The organism is Stenotrophomonas sp. PA-6-5C (genome assembly GCF_021605635.1).
Taxonomy (GTDB): domain Bacteria; phylum Pseudomonadota; class Gammaproteobacteria; order Xanthomonadales; family Xanthomonadaceae; genus Stenotrophomonas; species Stenotrophomonas lactitubi.
In genome coordinates, this window is the sequence record NZ_WKEE01000010.1 from 65689 (window position 1) to 83220 (window position 17532).

The 17532-nt window shown below is 61.3% G+C and carries 22 protein-coding genes; 7 read left to right on the forward strand and 15 right to left on the reverse strand.

The features are described 5' to 3' along the window. Positions 1–65 precede the first annotated feature (65 nt). From GIW57_RS06250 to GIW57_RS06290, 9 genes are all read right to left on the reverse strand, one after another. Positions 66–728, reverse strand: coding sequence for a uracil-DNA glycosylase (locus tag GIW57_RS06250; RefSeq protein WP_060446450.1), 663 nt, complete (start codon positions 726–728; stop codon positions 66–68). Next, on the reverse strand, positions 725–1861 hold the full coding sequence (locus GIW57_RS06255; RefSeq protein WP_029158621.1) for a nucleoside triphosphate pyrophosphohydrolase family protein: 1137 nt from the start codon (positions 1859–1861) through the stop codon (positions 725–727). The genes GIW57_RS06250 and GIW57_RS06255 overlap by 4 nt, the downstream gene beginning before the upstream one ends. A gap of 6 nt (positions 1862–1867) precedes the next feature. Continuing rightward, positions 1868–2494 (reverse strand): hypothetical protein, encoded by a 627-nt coding sequence (locus tag GIW57_RS06260; RefSeq protein WP_080375559.1) that lies wholly within the window; start codon positions 2492–2494, stop codon positions 1868–1870. After that, entirely contained in the window at positions 2494–2943 is a 450-nt protein-coding gene (locus GIW57_RS06265; RefSeq protein ID WP_236509469.1) for a TIR domain-containing protein, read from the reverse strand. The genes GIW57_RS06260 and GIW57_RS06265 overlap by 1 nt, the downstream gene beginning before the upstream one ends. Before the next feature lie 110 nt (positions 2944–3053). Beyond that, positions 3054–3359 carry a DNA-binding transcriptional regulator gene (locus GIW57_RS06270; protein WP_019043431.1) on the reverse strand — a complete coding sequence of 102 codons (306 nt, stop codon included), beginning with the start codon at positions 3357–3359 and terminating at the stop codon, positions 3054–3056. Next, entirely contained in the window at positions 3340–3723 is a 384-nt protein-coding gene (locus GIW57_RS06275; RefSeq protein WP_019043430.1) for a type II toxin-antitoxin system RelE/ParE family toxin, read from the reverse strand. The genes GIW57_RS06270 and GIW57_RS06275 overlap by 20 nt, the downstream gene beginning before the upstream one ends. A 134-nt stretch (positions 3724–3857) precedes the next feature. Then, positions 3858–5063 (reverse strand): site-specific integrase, encoded by a 1206-nt coding sequence (locus GIW57_RS06280; protein ID WP_024570156.1) that lies wholly within the window; start codon positions 5061–5063, stop codon positions 3858–3860. 340 nt (positions 5064–5403) lie between these two features. After that, positions 5404–6282, reverse strand: a complete 879-nt coding sequence (gene rimK / locus GIW57_RS06285) for a 30S ribosomal protein S6--L-glutamate ligase (RefSeq protein WP_236509471.1) — start codon at positions 6280–6282, stop codon at positions 5404–5406. A 96-nt stretch (positions 6283–6378) separates the two neighbouring features. After that, positions 6379–7404, reverse strand: a complete 1026-nt coding sequence (locus GIW57_RS06290) for a helix-turn-helix domain-containing protein (RefSeq protein ID WP_100460174.1) — start codon at positions 7402–7404, stop codon at positions 6379–6381. A 90-nt stretch (positions 7405–7494) separates the two neighbouring features. Between GIW57_RS06290 and GIW57_RS06295 the strand changes: the two genes are divergently transcribed. The 3 genes from GIW57_RS06295 to GIW57_RS23680 are packed head-to-tail and all read left to right on the forward strand — an operon-like array spanning position 7495 to position 10630. Further along, positions 7495–8706, forward strand: coding sequence for a YbfB/YjiJ family MFS transporter (locus tag GIW57_RS06295; protein WP_236509473.1), 1212 nt, complete (start codon positions 7495–7497; stop codon positions 8704–8706). Positions 8707–8738: 32 nt separating this feature from the next. Continuing rightward, the gene (locus GIW57_RS06300; RefSeq protein ID WP_100460176.1) at positions 8739–9164 is read left to right on the forward strand and encodes a thioesterase family protein; all 426 of its coding nucleotides are present in this window, start codon (positions 8739–8741) and stop codon (positions 9162–9164) included. Continuing rightward, positions 9158–10630, forward strand: coding sequence for an acyl-CoA dehydrogenase family protein (locus tag GIW57_RS23680; protein WP_268927243.1), 1473 nt, complete (start codon positions 9158–9160; stop codon positions 10628–10630). The genes GIW57_RS06300 and GIW57_RS23680 overlap by 7 nt, the downstream gene beginning before the upstream one ends. A 119-nt stretch (positions 10631–10749) precedes the next feature. Here GIW57_RS23680 and GIW57_RS06310 read toward each other — a convergent pair whose 3' ends face one another. Next, positions 10750–11130 carry a DUF805 domain-containing protein gene (locus GIW57_RS06310; protein ID WP_236509475.1) on the reverse strand — a complete coding sequence of 127 codons (381 nt, stop codon included), beginning with the start codon at positions 11128–11130 and terminating at the stop codon, positions 10750–10752. A gap of 543 nt (positions 11131–11673) precedes the next feature. On the opposite strand from GIW57_RS06310, the gene GIW57_RS06315 reads away from it, so the two are divergent. Together GIW57_RS06315 and GIW57_RS06320 are read left to right on the forward strand one after the other, a co-directional pair. After that, a complete protein-coding gene (locus tag GIW57_RS06315; protein ID WP_093818767.1) occupies positions 11674–11982 on the forward strand; it encodes a hypothetical protein in 309 nt (102 codons plus the stop codon). 27 nt (positions 11983–12009) lie between these two features. Next, the gene (locus tag GIW57_RS06320) at positions 12010–12723 is read left to right on the forward strand and encodes a hypothetical protein (protein WP_100460180.1); all 714 of its coding nucleotides are present in this window, start codon (positions 12010–12012) and stop codon (positions 12721–12723) included. 316 nt (positions 12724–13039) lie between these two features. On the opposite strand, the gene GIW57_RS06325 is transcribed toward GIW57_RS06320, so the two are convergent. From GIW57_RS06325 to GIW57_RS06335, 3 genes are all read right to left on the reverse strand, one after another. After that, the gene (locus tag GIW57_RS06325; protein ID WP_236509526.1) at positions 13040–13552 is read right to left on the reverse strand and encodes a hypothetical protein; all 513 of its coding nucleotides are present in this window, start codon (positions 13550–13552) and stop codon (positions 13040–13042) included. 180 nt (positions 13553–13732) lie between these two features. Continuing rightward, on the reverse strand, positions 13733–13906 hold the full coding sequence (locus GIW57_RS06330; protein ID WP_236509477.1) for a hypothetical protein: 174 nt from the start codon (positions 13904–13906) through the stop codon (positions 13733–13735). Between the two features lie 381 nt (positions 13907–14287). After that, complete coding sequence (locus GIW57_RS06335) at positions 14288–14902, reverse strand: hypothetical protein (protein ID WP_021203823.1); 615 nt, start codon at positions 14900–14902, stop codon at positions 14288–14290. Positions 14903–14964: 62 nt separating this feature from the next. On the opposite strand from GIW57_RS06335, the gene GIW57_RS06340 reads away from it, so the two are divergent. After that, positions 14965–15255 carry a hypothetical protein gene (locus GIW57_RS06340; RefSeq protein ID WP_021203822.1) on the forward strand — a complete coding sequence of 97 codons (291 nt, stop codon included), beginning with the start codon at positions 14965–14967 and terminating at the stop codon, positions 15253–15255. Here the strand turns inward: GIW57_RS06340 and GIW57_RS06345 are convergent. Continuing rightward, positions 15237–15686, reverse strand: coding sequence for a BLUF domain-containing protein (locus GIW57_RS06345; protein ID WP_236509479.1), 450 nt, complete (start codon positions 15684–15686; stop codon positions 15237–15239). The two genes, GIW57_RS06340 and GIW57_RS06345, sit on opposite strands and share 19 nt — an antisense overlap. 443 nt (positions 15687–16129) lie before the next feature. Here GIW57_RS06345 and GIW57_RS06350 point away from each other — a divergent pair, with 443 nt between their 5' ends. Beyond that, the gene (locus GIW57_RS06350; protein WP_236509481.1) at positions 16130–16795 is read left to right on the forward strand and encodes an SOS response-associated peptidase; all 666 of its coding nucleotides are present in this window, start codon (positions 16130–16132) and stop codon (positions 16793–16795) included. A gap of 52 nt (positions 16796–16847) precedes the next feature. Here GIW57_RS06350 and GIW57_RS06355 read toward each other — a convergent pair whose 3' ends face one another. Continuing rightward, positions 16848–17531 carry a hypothetical protein gene (locus GIW57_RS06355; protein WP_236509482.1) on the reverse strand — a complete coding sequence of 228 codons (684 nt, stop codon included), beginning with the start codon at positions 17529–17531 and terminating at the stop codon, positions 16848–16850. Position 17532 lies beyond the last annotated feature (1 nt).

Here is a 17532-nt window from a genome sequence, read left to right on the forward strand (position 1 = left end):
CGACAATGTGATCAGCTGGCTCGCAGCATCGATTGCAACTGGTTAAAGAAACCGCCAACGCCCGTTCAAAAAAGTGATTGATTCCGTAGTGGGTATCCATAGAGTTCCGAAATTTGCTCCTGAAACTGTGTTTGGCCACCGTAACTCGGATGCCTCACACAAATAACGGGCACCGTATCCGTGATGCGATGAGCTGCTGCGGCAGCGTCATTTCCTATGGCAACGATGCGGGATGGCTGCAATAGGTCAATAAGTTGCTGCAGCAATTCTTCGCCCGCACGTCTTTCACGAGCATTGTGCTGCCGGTTGGTAAACGGATCACCCGATTCGTGCGGATGAAGTGGGAAGACGTTCCAAAGGAAGATACGAGCATCAATGTGCTCCAGCATGTTCCATATGACTGCAGCAGTTCGCTCAGCCACTGCGCTTCCTACGGTAGGTCGTTCTGCAACTAAATCGAGGTCCCAACGCTTGGCATGATGGGTCATGTGAACGTCATCAGTCAGGGCCAGCCCCGTGCGGCGCCCCCCACGGTATCCAAGGTCTCGGCCAATCCATATTGCATCGACCGGTTCCTCCAGCGCGCAACGCAGCATGGCAGAAAGCGCCGCAGTTCGGCGCCGAGGTGCATCGCGACGGTCATGCACTTCGCAACGATCTGAATACGGGTTAAAACAGTTTTCAAACTGCAGCGAGGCCACCGCCTCGACAAAAGGGTGAGTCTTCATTTCTCAAGCTCCAGCGGCATATATTTGATTGTGCGCTGTTCACGGTCGCCAATGATCCAACCTCCCTGATTTTCTTTGAGCTGCCGAAAAACGGCATACCCGTCAAGGATAGCTTTCTCCCACAACTTCAGCGGACACTTTTCCACTTCATAGCCGCTAACAAATTCACCAATGGTTTTCAGAATTCCCAGAGAAATCTTCTCCTGCTTCTCGAAGAAATTCAATTCCTTTGCTCTAGAAAAAATCCAGGCAGTAAGGCCTTCTTCAACAACAATGGCTCGACCACTATCCTGCTCCTCATCGTACTTCGGCTTGCTTTTTCGTTTATGCTTGATCAATGCCCGAATCACGGGTGACCAATGTAGTACGGCCGCATATGAAAAATGGAAGACGTCGTGAAATCGATAACCATCGCGGTCAGCAATATTGTCAGTCAGAGGGTCTCCTATAAATACCCCATTCCATTGAAGATAGCTCTTTCCGCTTCCTCGTTGATTGACTCTAATTTTGAAATTTCTGGGCAGTTGTTCTTCATCCCCGAAATCGCTATCGAAATCAAGACCAATTAAATCAGCAGGTTGTGGCTCTAAAAAGGCCCCGCGAGCTTTCCGAAGATTGCCGCGCGCCACTTCTGAAAATATCAATTCGGCAGCACGAATGGCGTCCAAATAAGCTCGTGCAAAGGAAACTAGATCACTATGCGTAGGGGAACTACCCAACAATGCTGCGGCTGACTGACCTAAACGTACCAGCGTGGTATCCACCGAACCCGGTTCAGCAATTGGCATGGCAATGTAAGCCAACGCGCCCTCGGCCATGTCGCTGGCGGCTCCCACGTTCTTAAAATCCCCATGGTTCGCTGCCTCGGCAAAAACCTCTTCAAGGGGAATTTGCATACGCCTGCAGAGCGCTGCCAGATACCAGAGAGTGTCGCCAAACTCTTCTTCGGCCGCCTTCTTAAACCCAGGATAGGCGGATTTCTCCCGAATATGCTTTTTTGCCGTAGCCATAATTCCGCCTATTTCCCCATATAAACCTTGAAGAACTGGGGAAAAATCGGTCGGATTGAGCACATCGGTAGCTGCAATTTCTGCTGCATAATCCGAGAGCAGAAGAGATCCTTCTTTTTGCATGTCAAATTATCCGCGAAGAGTGAGCCATTCGAATGGGGGCCCTTGATAGCCGGCAACACCCAAACTACGTATCCATTTCTCTAGATTGGCAAGCAGTTGAGGATCATTAAAGCAAGTCAACCCTATGCCACTTTTGCACAGAGGTCTACCATTTCGGTCTTGCAGTTCTAGAGGGAACTTTGGCCCCGTCCCTCCGAAATAAACAAAGTCATTGCTGACCAAAACCCTGTTTACTCCAGTGTCGCGCTGTACGTGCTGAGGATTAAGTGTTCCGTCTTCCCGGGAGTGAAAAGAATCTCGTTGCTGCCAAGCTGCCTCAGGCCCATCTCTAAAGTAGATGTTGTCTCCACAACTTTGCTTCCGGCTTCCGTTGCGAAAAGGTTTTTTCGATTCAAACCTGGGATTCAGCGCATATTCGTCGAGTGTCATTACCTCGGTAACGCGCATGCCGTACACAAGATGTCCACCTCGACCCACGCCATGGGCATTGCTGCCGCTGCCGATGACCCAGTCACCAACTTCGGCACTGCGGCGAATACCTGGCTTACAGGTTACTAGCGTACAGTGACCATAAAACGGATTGGGTGCAAAACCACTGTCGTAGCGCACCACGTAGGAGTGAATGCGAGCCATCAGCAGGGGTGTCGCTTAAGGGGAACAGTGCTGCAGGAACCACCATCAGGCTTTTCCCATGTGTCTTTGCCATTAATCGCATCAATGATTGCATCGCCGTTCCAACCAACCAAGGCGTCAGCGTATTCCTTCAAGGCATCGGGAATATCACATTCTTTTTCACCATGTTCCCAAACGCCCACAATGCGTTTGCCCTGCTTTGCAGCATATTCAATCTCCCAGTTAACCCAATCGCTATCTTTTGTCTGGGGAGAAACGTAGCAAATGAAGACGCCAGCCCAGTTGATCGCAGGTGCCAGAATTTGGGTCTTTATGTAGTGCTCATCAGTGGCGTTGTTGAACTTCCCTGTATGAATCGAGGAGTCTCTGACATCCAGACCCTTCGGAGCCAGTAGATCTTTGAGCTTCTGGAGTCCATGATCGTCCTTATGGACATGGCTGATAAACACGTTTCTCGTCTCCGCCACCCGTTACCTCCATAGATGTTTTTACAACCGTTAAACATCGTAACTTCATTTGAGGCAGATGTCTGCGGGAAGTGCAGACCTATTTGTCTTGATCAAAGGATTGCCTGCAGCCCCTTGTTCGCGATGACATTGAGCAGTTTGAGGGCTGGCCCTGCAGGATGGGTGTCGCCTTGCTCCCACTTGCGTACCGTGGATGCCGTGGTGTGCAGGTGCAGTGCGAACACCGGCTGGCTGAACTTCAGTTCCTCGCGCAGCCGCTTGATGTCGGCCGCGCTGAACTCCCGTACTGGCGGCGGGCAGATGGCGTCGAACTCGCGCATCGTCACCTTGCCGATCGCGCCGGCATCGTGCAGCGCGGCCAGATCGCCGCGCAGGGATTCAATGAGCTTGCTCGTCACAACACACCTCCAATAGAACGCCTATCTGCAGCGCTTTCATCAAGTCCTCTGCCGATAGCTCCAGAAACACCTTTCCGGCGAACTGCAGCGCCTTCCTTTCGTCCTGCGTGATGTTCGCCTTATCGCTTTTTGGGAATCCATGCAGAAACACATAGCGGCTACCGATTCGCGCTGACAGCAGCGTTCGATAACCGCCGCTCTTGCCGCCACCAAGACGGGCCACCCGCTTTTTGTAGAGGAAGCCGCCCAGGTCAGCATCAATCAGGCCAGCCTCCATCTCGTGAACCGCCCGGCACAAGGCGGCATCGGGCAGCTTCTCGCCCGCCTGCCACCGTGCAAAGTCCTTGCGCTTGAGGACATTCATGTCAGGCAACCTCTAAAGTATGCCCGAAACGGGCATACTTTTCCAGTCCCGCAGCCGGCCAAGGAGGGGACCCTGAAATTGTCGTGACAGTGTCGCGACAATTCCGGCAGCAGAAGCCATGTGTTGGAACCTGCTCATGCTGCCACCTCTACCGGGCGCTGCGCCCCGGTGATCGCCTTGCGCCGGTTCGCCACCAGTTCGGCCGCCTCGCGTACCGGTTTGTCCTCGGTGTGGACGTAACGCATGAACATTGCCACGGTCTTGTGCGCCGTCAGCGCCATGCCGACCTTCACCGGAATCCCCGAGTTAGCGATGTCGGTGGCCGAACGGTGGCGGATGCCGTGCGTGCCCACGTGGGTCACGCCGGCGCGCTTGAGGATGCGCGTCCAGCCGCTGTAATACTCGCCCGTGGTCAGGTGCTGCCCCGGATGATTCGGGGACGGGAACACGTGCGGGCAACCGTCCTGGTGCGGCGCGGTGGAAAGCAGGCGGTAGGCTTCCTCGCTTAAGGGCTTGGACATGCCGCCGGTCTTGCTGTCGGGCCAGACCACGCGCCGGTTCTCCAAATCCACCCAATCCCATTGCAGGGTGACGATCTCGGAGCGGCGGCCCGCGAACTCGAATTGCAACCGGATGGCCAGCGGAAGGATCGCATGATCCAGCCCCAACCCATCGGTTTCCAGATAGTCGAGATACCGGAACAGCTTGCCCATCTCCTCGTCGCTGATGAGGTGCGTGGCCTTGCCGTTGGGGTACATCGGGACATGGCGGCACGGGTTGGTGCCGTCCGGCCGGTAGCCCCAGACTTCGGCCAGGTTGAACATCTTGCGCATCACGCTGAACGTGCGGTTCGCGTCCGCGGGCTTGTGCGCCATCTTCTTCATCGCCCCGGCCACGTCCGGGCGTTTCACGTCCTGCACCTTCATGCGGCCCAGCATCGGGATGATGTTACGGGTGATGCACTTTTGGTAGCCGGCCTGCGTGCTGGGCTTGTTGCGCTGCTTGGAGTGGTCCTCCATGAACTTCACACACAGTTCAGCGACGGTCGGGGCCTTGCGCGCGGCGGTCTTGGCCGCACCGGGGTCACCACCCCGACGGACCTCGGCCAGCCACTCCTGGGCAAGGGAACGGGCTTGTTCGACGGTGAGTTCCCCATAGAGGCCCAAGGCGGGCTTGCGGCGTTCGCCGGCGTTCGTCCGATACTGGAGCATGAACACCTTGCGGCCTGCTGGCGTAACCTTGCACAGGAAGCCGGGCACCAGCGTGTCCCGGAATTCGACGGCCTGCGCCTGAGGTTGTGCCGCATCGACTGCGGACTTGGTGAGCTTGATTTTTGCCACGATGACTCCTCGGAAAGACCCGGTTTCCAGGAGCCTCATAGGGGTCAGCAGAGGGGAAGCCGGGTCAGGTTTCGGAAAGCACCGGCATATGTTGAACTCGCCTAAGTTATTGATAAACCTGCTGTATCGGGCTTGGGCGTAGTCCAGCGAAATGCGGTGCTGGAGTCATGGTGAAATAAAAAAGACCCAGGCGGTGCACCCGCCTGGGCCTGAAGTTGTATCCCGATACCGATCCTGCTGAGAGGCAGAGCTGCGGTCCGTTGAAGGCTACGCCCAGGGCGATTAAAGCGGTGTTAAACCCGCCAACCCCGCCTGAATTAAATCTCAAGCCACTGAAATATCAGGATTTTTTGATTTTCTCGACATGCGCGATGATCCGCGCCGCCACGTCCACCCCGCAGGCAGCCTCGATCCCTTCCAGGCCCGGGGTGGAGTTCACCTCCAGCACCAGCGGGCCGCGCTCGGAGCGGATCAGGTCCACCCCGCAGACCCCCAGCCCCAGCGCCTTGGCCGAACGCACCGCCACCTGCTGCTCGGCCCGGCTGGCTTTGGACGCCACCGCAGTGCCGCCAGCATGCAGGTTCGAGCGGAAATCCCCTTCCGGGGCCTGCCGCTGCATCGACGCCACCACCTGGTCGCCGACCACGAAGCAGCGCAGGTCGGCCCCCTTGGCCTCGCCGATGAACTCCTGCATCAGGAAGTTGGCATACAGCCCACGCAGGGCTTCGACGATGCCGCGCGAAGCGCTGGCCTTCTCGGTGAGGATCACACCGCGGCCCTGGGTGCCTTCGTTGAGCTTCACCACGTGCGGCGGCGGGCCGAGCATGGACAACAGGTCGACGGTGTCATCCGGGTTGTCGCCAAAGACGGTGACCGGCATGTCGATGCCCTTGGCCGCCAGCAGCTGGTGCGCCCGCAGCTTGTCGCGCGAGCGCAGGATCGCGTCGGACGGGTTGGGCGTGCGTGCGCCCATCAGTTCGAACTGGCGCAACACGGCCGTGCCATAGCGGGTGACCGAAGCGCCGATGCGCGGGATGACCGCGTCCACGCCGGTCATCGGCCGCCCCTTGTAGTGCATGGAGAAGCCATCGGCGGCGATGCGCATGTAGCAGCGCAGTGGATCGAGGATGCGTACGGTATGGCCGCGCGCGCGCGCGGCCTCGACCAGCCGACGGGTGGAGTACAGCCGGGTGTTGCGGGACAGGATGGCGAGCTTCATCGCAGTGGGATCGGTCGGCAGGCGCGCAGCATAGCGTGGCGACGTTGCGTCTGGATGATGTGCAGGTGCCTCAGCCTCCGGTGCGTGCCAGCGGCATCAGAGCTGCCTGCGCAGCAACGCCGGCGTCAACCGGGTCATCTTCAGGGTCAGTTTGCGCAGCGATGTCGCATTGGCATAACCGACCCGTTCGGCAACGTCATCGATGGACAGGTCGGTCATCTCCAGCAGGCGCTGCGCCATGCGCATGCGCACCGCCTGCACCAGCACCCGCGGCGAACTGCCGGTGACCCGATGTACCCGTCGCGCCAACGTGCGGGTGGTCAGATGCAGGCGTTGCGCGGCCTCTTCCATGCCCAGCGGATGCGGCAGACTGGTTTCGATCAACGATTCGAAACGGCGCACAGTGTCATCGTCATGGTCGGCACCCTGCCACGCCATGTAGCGCGCCTGCGTGCTGCGGCTGTCGACCAGCAGGAAACGCATGACCGCTTCGGCCACTTCGCGGCCCGCGTACTGCCGTACCAGATGCAGCATCAGGTCCATCTGCGCCATCGCCGCGCCGGCGGTGGTGAGGCGTCCGTCCTCGACCACCATGCAGGCCGGGTCCAGCCGCGCGCGCGGGAAGCGACGACGCAGCAGGCTGGACAACGCCCAGTGGCTGGTGATGCGACGCCCGTCCAGCAACCCAGCCTCGCCCAGCACCAGCACGCCCGAGCAACTGGCGCACGTACGTCCACCGCGCTCGTGGAACTGCCGGGCGAGCCGTGCCAACTGCTGCGCATCGACCATCGCCAGGCGACGCAGGGCGATGCCATCTGTGTAGCGCGCGTCCAGTCCGCAGGGCTCGTGTCCGTTGACGTCGAGCATGCCGTCCAGGCCGAGGCTGGGAATCACCAGCACACCAGGGTCACCGTCGCCGATGCTCGACAGCGGATCCGCGCGCAGGGTCATGCCGTTGCTCAGGCGCAGATGGCGGCGGCTGCCGACGACCCGCCAACGCAATGCCGGTCGGCCCAGCCGCTCGGCCGAGCGGTTGGCGAAGTCAAGCACGTCCAGGGTCGCGCCGACGCTGGCTGCAAGGGTGCCGTCGAGGACGGCGATGACGAATTCGGGCGTGTCCATTCCGGATTCTTTTTTGTCAATCAGGACACCTCGCAGTCTAGGCCAAGACCGTTCTAATGGGGGACGCACTGATCAGGAGACGCCAGCAACATGCATTCAGGGCCACATGCCACTGTCCTGGCGTCAGCGCGCAGCGCGCTGCCCTCGCTGTGGCCCGCCTTCGCCCTGTGCCTGTCGATGGCGGTGGCCAACGGCCTCGGCCGCTTTGCCTACGCGCTGCTGCTGCCGGCCATGCGCGAGGACCTGCACTGGAGTTACGCGCAGGCCGGCTGGCTCAACACCGCCAATGCACTGGGCTATGTGCTGGGAGCCGCCTCGGCCTATGCCCTGCTGCACCGGGTCAGCGCACGCCGCCTGTTCCAGGTGGGGCTGGGCCTGTGCCTGTTCACCCTGGCCGCAACCGGCGCCAGCGGGGCGCTGCCATGGCTGAGCAGCCAGCGCGCGCTGAACGGCATCGGCGCGGCCTGGGTGTCGGCGTGCGGTAGCACCCTGGTGCTGCTGCATTACCGCCACGCACCGGCACGGCGCGGTGCGGCCACCGGGCTGTTCTTTGGTGGTGCAGGCATCGGCATCGTCGCGGCCGGGCTGGCAGTGGCGCCGCTGCTGGCACTGCGCGGCCCTTCGGCATGGCCGCAGGCGTGGCTGGCGCTGGGCGCGGTGGGACTGCTCGCCTCGCTGTGGCCATTGCGGCTGGCCGGCCAGGTGCAGGAAGCGGCAGCCACGGCCGAGGTGGATCGCAGCGGACCACTGCCACTACAGCACCTCGGCGTCTGCCTGGCCGCGTATTTCTGCTGGGCCGGCGGCTACATCATCTACCTCACTTTCATCTTCGCCTGGTTGCGCGAACACGGCCTGTCCTGGCAGTCGGGTGTGGCGGTGTGGAGCGTGCTGGGCGTCGCCATCCTCGGTTCGGGCCTGCTGTGGCGTCGCGCGCTCGGACAGTGGCCCGGTGCCTACACGCTGTCACTGTGCTGCGCGATTTCGCTGCTGGGTACGCTGGCGCCCCTGCTGGGCAGTACCGCCAGCCTTTTCGTTTCAGCGGCCGTGTTCGGATCCAGCGTGTTCATCGCTGCGGCTGCGATCGCGGTGCTGGTCCGGCAGAACCTGCCCGCAGCACGCATCGGTCGCGCGATGGCGCTGTTCAACCTGGCCTTCGCTGCAGGTCAGGCGATCGGTCCGGTCGCCGCCGGCGCGATCGCCGATCGCATCGGCCTTGATGGCGCGCTCTGGCTCAGCGCCGCGCTGCATCTGGCCGCTGTCCTGCTGCCGTGGGCGGCACGCGCTCCGCGGCACGCGGGCTAGCGCCCGCATCCCTTCCCCCTCCGAGGCCAGCCATGCGCATTTCCATCTCGCCCCGCTTTTCAGAAGTCGACGTGCTCGGCCACGTGACCAACACCGCGCTGCCGGTCTGGTTCGAGCACGGGCGGCTGCCGATCTTCCTGCAGTTCAGCCAGAGCGAAAACATGCGCGACCTGAGCCTGATCCTGCGCCGCTACGAGATCGACTTTCTCAAGCAGATCCGTGCCAGCCACGACGTCGAGATCGAGACCCGTATCGATGCGATCGGCCGATCGTCGCTGTCGATCGTGCAGAGCGCGCTGCAGTACGGGCAGCTGGTCGCCAGCGGCCGCTGCGTGATGGTGCATTTCGACTACGCCGCCAACACCACACGGGAGATCGACAGCGCACGCCGCCAGGCGCTGTCGATCTTCTTCACCGAAGCGTACGCACAGTCATTGGCAATGAGGGAACCATGCTGACCAGGACACACCGCGATACCGAAACCTTCCTCCGGCAGATCCAGGATGCGCTGCCGGCGTTCGACAGCCGCGTGCTGCCGCAACAGCCACTGCCGAAGGAGCGCTGGACCGAACTGATGGACCAGGGCATCTGCCTGCCGGCGATTCCGGCTACGCACGCCGGCCGGCACAGCCATCGCGAGATGTGCGAGGTGATCGAGATCGTTTCCGAGTACAACCTGCCCTTGGGCATGTACACGATGATCGTCACCGTGCTGTTCCTGCGCAACGTGGCACTGTCCGGATCACCGGCACTGCAGGAAGAAGTCTTCGACGACTTCCAGGAGAATCCGGTGATCGGCGGCATCGCCTTCACCGAGCCGGAATTCGGTTCGAGCCTGGCGCGGATGAAGACCACCTACGAAGAAACCGATGCCGGTTATCACGTGCGTGGCAGCAAACACTGGCAGGCATTCAGCGCGCAGGCCGACTGGTGGATCGTATGCGCGCGGCAGTACGCCGGCAAGGAATTCGGCTACTTCGTCCATCGGCGTTCGGACGGTGGCTTCGTGACCACCGAGGTATACGACAGCCTGGGCCTGAAGAACCTCGGGTATGGCCTCAACGACATCGACATTCTGGTACCGGCGCAGCGGCGGCTGGACAAGCGCCGCAGCGGCCTGGGCGATACCGCCGAGATCCTGTGCGCCTCCCGCTTCAGCAAGGCGGCGATGTCCAGCGGCTTCCTGCGCAGGCTGTACCGCGAGGCACTGGCGCAGACCAAGGGGCGGCAGATCGGCAAGGGTTGCCTGTACGACATCGACTATGTGCGCTACAAGGTGTCGCGCATCCGCAACCACTACGTGATCTGCAACGCGCTCTACCATCACCTGCTGCTGGAAGAGGACTACCGCCACGACATCGCTGGCAGCATGTTCGCATCGCTGGCGACCAAGGTACTGTCATCGGAACTGATGCTGGAATCGGCCATCGACTACCAGCAGCTGTGCGGTGGCGAGGGCTATCGCACCGGCGCGGACAACATCGCAGCCAACGCCCTGCTCGATGCCCGGGTCTATACCCTGTTCGACGGCACCAACGACCTGCTCTGCCAGCACCTGGCCGACATCGCGCTGCGCGAGATGCACGTCGGTGGCCTGTCGGGCCTGGGCGAGGTACTGCGCGAGAACCCCCACACCCGCCACGCGGCAGCGCAGGTGCGGCAGCTCGATGGCATCGACACCGACAACCTGGGCCAGGCCGGACGGGTGATCCTCGGCCGCATGCTGTCACGTGTGTTCGGGCTGGATTGCCTGGTCCGCCGCGCGCAGCGCCTGCACCTGATGCCAGGCGCCGGCCTGGTTGCCCGCGACCACGAATCGCAGGCGCGCTATGACCGTCGCGACATCCGCCTGGCCTCGAAGCTGCTGATGCTCAACCTCAATGCGTTGCGGGAAGAGCTGGAATACGTGCAGAACGAGGACTGAGCACGGAAAAGGCCGCCCACGGGCGGCCTCAGGCCCATCCCATCCGGGCTGTCAGCCTGGAACGTGCGATGGGAATCCAATCCCAACCCGCCCAATCGAAGCGGCAGGGTCCATGGTGGTCAACCAAATCTATTCTCTTCCTCGCTGCCGGGGAGAAGCATCACCGGAAACAGAACGAACACCCCTAGAGGAACCAACGCAATCACAACGAACCATCCAGACTCATCAATGTCGTGCAGTCTTCGGACGGTCAGCGCGAGCATTGGCAGAGGGAAAAGCATGAGTGCAACCAACGCTACCACCCATCCCACATTCCCGAGAAGCGAGGACAGTTCCCAGCTGTGTAGATCGGTGCCGATCATCCAGTACCCGGCATTGTCCAAGCTGTAGCTGAGCGCCGCGACGAGAGCAGCAAGCAGAAAGAACGACCAGAATTCTGTCCGGTTGGATCGCCCTGAAAAATCAAAGCACCGTCTGATTGGCACAAGTGCAGCGATCATTCGCGCTCCGGACAACGGATGATGAAAACCTCTAGCTAACGATCTTTTAGCATTTCCAAACCAAGCAACAACTGAACCAACGGCTCGACAGGAACCGGAAGGCCGAAGGCGGGCGAAGGGGATTTTCAGTTCCGCGATCTCCACGCCAAGACGGCGCAGACGGGACCTGTTTGGCAAACGACATTCGCAAGCAGCAGGAACACGGCATCCTCCTGCTCGTCATCTGCGAGCTCCATCCCGAGCTCTTCTCGCAGCTCTTGGGCCAACAACTTGGCATGCGACCCAAGACGTCTCCGGAAAACAGGGACTTGATACATGCCGCACATTCCGCACATTCCTGCCTCAGACATACTCACATTGACTTAATGAGTTTCGCCTATGCTTGCGCACTAAATGCACAACATGGTTAGATCGCGGCTCATGGATGGACACAAGAGACCCGTTGTGGACATGTCACTCAAGAAGCCACGCCGACCTGCATTCAAGGCAATGGCAATGGTCGTGCTTTTCGTCATCGCCCTTCCCGCATGCTCAGGAGCAAGGATGAATCCGGTTTATTCGCAATCGATGGTCGAGCCCATCAGCGTTCAAGAGCACTCAGCGACCGAGATCGTGCTGCGTTACAAGGTCCGGCCTGAAAGCAGCCACTACTCCGGCGGCGTGGATTACGAGCGCGTCGGCGACACGTTGCGCGTGGTCATTGGACGCTGCGCAGTGGGTGCCCCCTGCGAACCCATGGCCAAATCGGTGATCCCACTGGATGACTCGTGGCAGGCGGAAGTGCACCTCCCCTACGACGGATCACGTGTGGTCGTTGTGCATTCCGACGGCGAAAAACAGGTCTATCCCTGATCACCGCGCACACGCAGGAGGATACGGATGTCTGATCACGAGAAGCAACCCGAAGAGCGCGCGGTACTGGGCATTCATACGAACACGGAGCCCGGGGCCCCCCTGATTGATGGGCACTCCTGGCTCACCATCACCCGTGACGGCAAGACCGAGGCCTACGGGCTCTGGCCCGCAGACCATCCGCGCTTCAGCAAGGAGACCGCGCCGCCCGCCACCGACATCCGTCGCGGCATCGAGAACAACTTCGAGGCAACAGCAAGCCGCTATTACTCCTTGTCCCCCGAACAGTTGCGCGAGTTCGAGGCAGCATCGCGTGAAAAGGTAACCTGGGGTTATACGAATACCTGCGCATCGTGGGCCAGCGATACGGCGTATCGCGTTACCGGCGAGCGCGTGAACGCGTCCGAGCTTGGTGGACTGACCGACACACCACGGGAAATCCGCGAAAGCATCGACAAGCTCGAGCGCCAGCAGAACACGTCCCGTGATGCACCCCGTGAACCTGTCGATGTACCGAAGGAACGTGGTTCGTCATCCAGCTCACTTTCCATGGAAGAAGGACGCGACCCGCAGGTCAATGCACTGCTGGCCAACGCCGGAGACCCAGAGCGCCTGCAACAGGCCGTGGAGCGCCTGCAGGAATCTGCGCGAGGCCAAGCCTTTGCCGACAGGGCCGCAGAACATACCGCGCAGCTCAACAGTGCAGAACAGGCACGCGGCCAGATGGACCGCTCAGTCTAGTGAGGCGCAGCTGGCTGAGAAAGATCGAGACATTCGGAGGATGCACAGGCTATCCAGGCGGCCTTGGACCAGGAATGACCGCAGATTGCGGAGCGCCTCGGATATTGGGAGCGCCTGGATGCGGCGCAAAGCCTTGCGGCACATGGAGCGGGCGAAGGGAATCGAACCCTCGTCAGTAGCTTGGGAAGCTCGTCAGGAATACATGCGTTTCAATGGGTTATTCCTGATTTCCGCTCCGCAATGCGCCCCGTTGCAGGGTCATTTTTACCGAGAGAAACACAACATCCGCAGCAATTGCGGAGCGCGCCCGGACCTCTCAGACGCTCCGCCGAAGCTGCTCCAGTCCTGCCCTCACCCACGCCTTGGTGCGGACGTCCCTCGCTCGGGGTTTCGTCTCTGCCGGCAGCTTGCGCGGCTCAAGCGCCGCCTTGATCCGCTCGATTTCCCTCGCCCCGGCCTCAGCCAGGCGCCGGGCCTGTTGCCGCTGCTCGCGGGTCGGAGGCAGGCCGGGCAGTGGCGGCTCCGGTTGGATCGGGGTGCTGTCGGTCAGCCGGGCGACGGCCTCACGCAGCGGGAGCTCGGGGTAGAGCCTGGCGGCGCACCAGCGCTCGGCATACCGCTTCGCCTGCCGGACGTTGGCGGCGCGCACTTCCTTCACCTGCCACATCTTCTGGCCTTCCATACATAGCCTGACGCCAGGGCCACCATCTGGCGTGACGCTGGCCGTCTCCCGGCCGTTGTACCAGAGCGCCCAGCGCTCACCGGTCTGGACCCAGCCAGAGGGGATCGGGGCGGTGCGGAACCCTTGGTAGCCGTGCGAGGGAAGCATGGCCGGAAGGATACGGCCGGGCGTCGCAGATCCTGCGAACGCGGCGGCGACCTGGCTGAATCGTTCGAGGAAGGAGTTGTTAAGCACTGCATCGGCGGTTTGACGAAATCGGCAATTTTCCCGAACTGCAGGGCCGAGCCTTGCTCGGCCCCCTCCGTAATCCGTCACTGCTTGCGCGGCTCAGGCTTGCAGCATCTGTTGCGCCCGGTCCAAGAAGTATTCGCGGACGGAAGGGTCATGGATCTTGTCAGCGGCGTGGAAGCTGGCATCTGCCAACCGGGCCTCGTTCGCGACCAGGCTTGCCAGGAACTCGTCAGCGATTTGGCGACTGTGGATTTCAAACTTTTCGATCATCTGCATGCTCCGTGTTTGGGAGCGCAGAACGTAGACCCAGCAAACTCGCGAGTCAACGAAAATTCCATTATTTCTCTATATTTTTCAATGTCTTGTAACTCAACCATACCAACAGTGTTATGCGCGCAGGACGGAGCCGTAACGCCGGCGCTGGAGGCTATACACGCCTTGAGCACGGCAGGCCGGGCTACCCTCCGGCCATGTGCGGCCGATTCGTCCAGCTCCCCGTTGTCGACTTTGGCCAGCCGGGGCTCGCTGACCTTGCCCCCGGCCTGGCCGAGATTCAGCCCAGCCACAACCTCACGCCGACACGACGCTGCTCACGTGCCACGAGTTGAGCTTCCTGCCACCCAGGAACTTGCAGGACTCACGCCCAAGGACTTAGATCTGACCTAAGTCCTGGGTCACCACCTGCCCTTCCCGAAGCACGGTAGCAAGAAGCCGCCCCCCGGCCACCTGCCGCCCCACCCGCTTATTAAGCCATGCCGCTTGGATCTTGCCAGCTGCGAGCACATCAGCCGGAGCGAAGCTATCTGGCCTTCCGGCAAGAGGCTCTCCGGGCGAAGCTAAGCCACCCTCCAGCGGTTGCACAATTGCTGGCCTAGAGCTGTCGCTCTTGGCATACGCAGTAGCCACCATCCGGCCGCTCTTTGGCGACCAACCGCCCAGCACCAACTCCGTGCCCAACGCGTCCATTTGCAGACTCGCCTCGGCAGCCGCTCTCTCATAGCTTGGCCACAACTTGTCGATCACAAGCCCGAGCTCCTTTGTCAGCTGCTCCATTGTGAAATCGGCCCGGAAGCTTGCCTGGAGCGCGAGCTCGTAGATGCGAAGAAAGAACTGAGTGGACCCACGTGCCGCCAACACCAAGTTGTACTGAGGGATCAGCAGCATCTTTGCGCCGGACGAATGCGCTCCGGTGCGGGCGTCCTCCGCGAGGGTATCGACCGCGACCAGGAGCTGGTCAGGGCGTAACAGAACGTTGAGGATGCTCATAGCGGACTCGCTCAGAGGTCGCCAGACTATCGCCTTCCCCACCCCCAACTGTCGAGACCGTCATGACGACCGAAATCACGGAAACCCTCGATCGCCTCCACGCATGCGAGTCAGAACTTCAGATGCACCGCGGCTATCTCAAGGCAGCGGAATACGCGCTTCGAGTACTCACGCTGACTCACCCAGCACCCGAACGGCTCTCCGGTACTTGGCTGAGTCTTTTGCCCAGCATCGCCTCTAAGCACAGGCAAAGCGACGGCGATCTGTTCGCCGCCGCTTTCCAGCAGTCACTCACCGTGCTCACCGAGCAGATCGGGGAGCATCGCCAAGGGGATCAGGCGGCCACAGCGTAAGGCTCAACCAGCGAAGCTAGGAGATCCATAGCCGCTGGGTTTGCATCCTCGGCGTCGCCGCGCTGATTGAATCGAGTCCAGTCGGCTTGAGCCAACCGCTTCAGCTCTACCGGTTCTACCGGAAGCCATTTCATCGGCCAGAACGGCAGGCGGCGTTGCCCCACCCGGCCCCGCTGCAGTTCCACGATTCCGTTGTGGCTGCTCGCGCCCAGCACGCGGGAGTACGCCACTGACAACCCATCTTCCGGCCCCTCCAGGTACTGGAGGAAGCGTTCGCCATCGAAGAGGAGCACCCCCGTAACCCCAGCATTAAGGTTGAACCGGGCCGCGTCGTCCACAATCTGATCCAACTTTCCGTTGGACAGGCCCAGCTTGTCGCCGGCGATCTCCCCACCAGCACTGCTCACGTATACAACCGCCGTGATGGGCATTGCGCACCTCCTTGATGAGGCACGACCCTAACAGACGCGTGAGAACGTTTACGTGAGGTGGCGACCACTTGCACAACAATTCAGGAACGCGTGATGCTGAATGCGGACCTTCATCACAAGACGGAGGCAGCGATCAGGGCAGCATCCCCAAAAATTCTTGGTACACCGCAATGCCCGATACAGGCCTTTTCTACGTTCTCGATCTTGATGCAGTACGCGACCGCGATGGCAACCTCCACCGAGTCAGCGCAATCAGCGTCCGTTGCAACCACTGCAAGCACATCACCCATTCCAAGGCGCCGCAGCTGGAGACCATGCCAGGCGGCACCCTACTCGCGTGCGCCGGATGCGGCGAGCGTCAAGCCGTCAGCAATGCTCGCCTGGTTGAGTGCGACCACGTGCTGGGGCACACGCTACCCCAAGCGATGCCGGCCTGACTTGCCATGTGCGGCCGATTCGTCCAGCTGCCCGTTGTCGACTTCGGCCAGCCGGGGCTGGCTGACCTTGCCCCCGGCCTGGCCGAGATCCAGCCCAGCTACAACCTCGCGCCGACACAGCGGGCCTCGGTAATCCTGGACCGGGGCGAAGGCCGGCAGGTAACCCGCTTGGCGTGGGGGCTGCTACCGTTTTGGGCCAAGGCCAAGGGCCTGCAGGGCTCGACCATCAACGCCCGAATCGAGACGGTGGCCACCAAGCCGGCGTTCCGATCGGCGTTCAAGAAGCGCCGGTGCGTGATCCCCATGGCAGGGTACTACGAGTGGTCAGTGAGCCCGATTGACGAGAAGAAGGATCCCTGGTTCATCCACGCCACCGGGCCGCTGCTGGCCGCTGGCCTGTGGGAGGACGCCAGCCCCCTGCTGCCCGAGGGCAACCTGGGCACCTTCACCATCATCACCGGCGACAGCAGCGGCGTCTCGGCCGACATTCACGACCGCATGCCGGTGTGGCTGCAGGCAGGCCAGATCGATGAGTGGATGGCCGCTAGTCCGGACGATGCGATGGCGATGCTGCTGGCCAGCGAGCCGCCTGCGATGGAAGCCTATCGGGTCACCCGGGCGGTGAACACGCCGCGGAACGACCGCGAGGATCTACTGCAACCCGTGGCATAGCGCTCAACCGAAGTACGACGGAACCTGCGGCTGGACGCTGCCTGTACGAAGTTCAATGTCCGGTCACGTCGATCAGCACGAAGTGGCCGGATGCACTGAACTGCGTGGCGTTGTCTGACTGCGGTATCAGGGCAGTCGCGCCGGCATAGTAGAAGCGTCCCGACCCCGCTGCGCCCGTTCCATCGCCCTGCGGCCCGGTCAACCGGAACCCCACACCACGCTCGATCCGCTGGCACGAACGAGACGAGATCACCGCGTAGCGCCGACCGGCCGGGACTTGCATGTAGGCGCCCTCCGCCGCCCCGAACGGGGCAGTTGTCACGCCTACGATCCGAAGGGGCTTTGCCCAAGAAGCGAAAGCCAGCTCGCCGGTGTGCTCTCGGTAGACCTCGATGCCGGTCTTGCCCGGCGTTCCAGTCACAACCGAGTCGTATACCCACACCGTGCCGAACACAATCGATGAGCCCGTGTAGGCTGACACGCGCCAGTTGTTGCCGCCGAGATTGGTCAGAATCACGCTGAGCCCGAAGTTGTTGTTCGGACCCGTGACCGCGACCACCGGGCTCTTGGCCTGGAAGTCACGCGTGACGTACCGGGTTACTACGATCCCCGACACCTGGTAGGCAACGGCGCCCGCCTCGTTGATATCGAACTTGTGGCGCAGGTGGAAGTTGAGCAGGTCGCTGCGGACCTGCACTGTTCCAGATGGGGTGTACGCCTCAAAGCCTGCTGGCATA

Bases quoted from the DNA above. Each gene is read 5' to 3' on its own strand.
- GIW57_RS06250 (WP_060446450.1), bottom strand. From the start codon at position 728: ATGAAGACTCACCCTTTTGTCGAGGCGGTGGCCTCGCTGCAGTTTGAA.
- GIW57_RS06255 (WP_029158621.1), bottom strand. From the start codon at position 1,861: ATGCAAAAAGAAGGATCTCTTCTGCTCTCGGATTATGCAGCAGAAATT.
- GIW57_RS06260 (WP_080375559.1), bottom strand. From the start codon at position 2,494: ATGGCTCGCATTCACTCCTACGTGGTGCGCTACGACAGTGGTTTTGCA.
- GIW57_RS06275 (WP_019043430.1), bottom strand. From the start codon at position 3,723: ATGAATGTCCTCAAGCGCAAGGACTTTGCACGGTGGCAGGCGGGCGAG.
- rimK (WP_236509471.1), bottom strand. From the start codon at position 6,282: ATGAAGCTCGCCATCCTGTCCCGCAACACCCGGCTGTACTCCACCCGT.
- GIW57_RS06290 (WP_100460174.1), bottom strand. From the start codon at position 7,404: ATGGACACGCCCGAATTCGTCATCGCCGTCCTCGACGGCACCCTTGCA.
- GIW57_RS06295 (WP_236509473.1), top strand. From the start codon at position 7,495: ATGCATTCAGGGCCACATGCCACTGTCCTGGCGTCAGCGCGCAGCGCG.
- GIW57_RS06300 (WP_100460176.1), top strand. From the start codon at position 8,739: ATGCGCATTTCCATCTCGCCCCGCTTTTCAGAAGTCGACGTGCTCGGC.
- GIW57_RS23680 (WP_268927243.1), top strand. From the start codon at position 9,158: ATGCTGACCAGGACACACCGCGATACCGAAACCTTCCTCCGGCAGATC.
- GIW57_RS06310 (WP_236509475.1), bottom strand. From the start codon at position 11,130: ATGATCGCTGCACTTGTGCCAATCAGACGGTGCTTTGATTTTTCAGGG.
- GIW57_RS06315 (WP_093818767.1), top strand. From the start codon at position 11,674: ATGAATCCGGTTTATTCGCAATCGATGGTCGAGCCCATCAGCGTTCAA.
- GIW57_RS06320 (WP_100460180.1), top strand. From the start codon at position 12,010: ATGTCTGATCACGAGAAGCAACCCGAAGAGCGCGCGGTACTGGGCATT.
- GIW57_RS06325 (WP_236509526.1), bottom strand. From the start codon at position 13,552: ATGCTTCCCTCGCACGGCTACCAAGGGTTCCGCACCGCCCCGATCCCC.
- GIW57_RS06330 (WP_236509477.1), bottom strand. From the start codon at position 13,906: ATGATCGAAAAGTTTGAAATCCACAGTCGCCAAATCGCTGACGAGTTC.
- GIW57_RS06335 (WP_021203823.1), bottom strand. From the start codon at position 14,902: ATGAGCATCCTCAACGTTCTGTTACGCCCTGACCAGCTCCTGGTCGCG.
- GIW57_RS06340 (WP_021203822.1), top strand. From the start codon at position 14,965: ATGACGACCGAAATCACGGAAACCCTCGATCGCCTCCACGCATGCGAG.
- GIW57_RS06345 (WP_236509479.1), bottom strand. From the start codon at position 15,686: ATGCCCATCACGGCGGTTGTATACGTGAGCAGTGCTGGTGGGGAGATC.
- GIW57_RS06350 (WP_236509481.1), top strand. From the start codon at position 16,130: ATGTGCGGCCGATTCGTCCAGCTGCCCGTTGTCGACTTCGGCCAGCCG.
- GIW57_RS06355 (WP_236509482.1), bottom strand. From the start codon at position 17,531: ATGCCAGCAGGCTTTGAGGCGTACACCCCATCTGGAACAGTGCAGGTC.